This is a genomic window from Corynebacterium sp. HMSC036E10 (assembly GCF_001836265.1).
Classification (GTDB): Bacteria; Actinomycetota; Actinomycetes; order Mycobacteriales; family Mycobacteriaceae; genus Corynebacterium; species Corynebacterium coyleae.
This window is the reverse complement of the sequence record NZ_KV827956.1, coordinates 1-268: the sequence shown is the minus strand read 5'-3', so window position 1 is coordinate 268 and position 268 is coordinate 1. Positions and strand designations below refer to the sequence as shown.

General features: G+C 55.2%; 1 pseudogene. It reads right to left on the bottom strand.

From position 1 onward, the window contains the following. Positions 1 to 19 precede the first annotated feature (19 nt). Positions 20 to 268 (bottom strand): annotated as a pseudogene (locus HMPREF2736_RS02395) (IS256 family transposase); the annotation flags it as partial.

Sequence of the window (268 nt, the reverse complement as noted above, 5' to 3'; positions counted from 1 at the left end):
TATCGGCGTGTCGCGGGGGTTAGATGTGGCCTTTTTGGATGCCGATTGAGTGTGTGTACTCGGTATCGATACCGTTGTCGTAGAGGGCTGGTCGTCCTGTTTCATAGTCGGCTTGGTTCTCGTTTCGGGTCAGGGTTGTAACTTTGGCGAGTTGGTCCTGGCCCCAGTTGGACTGTCTGGCGATCTGTATTGGATCGCCAGGCAGTTGCGTTTTCAGATACAGCCACCAATCCAGCATTTTGCGTTGGTGCTCACCGCGTCTGCCGCG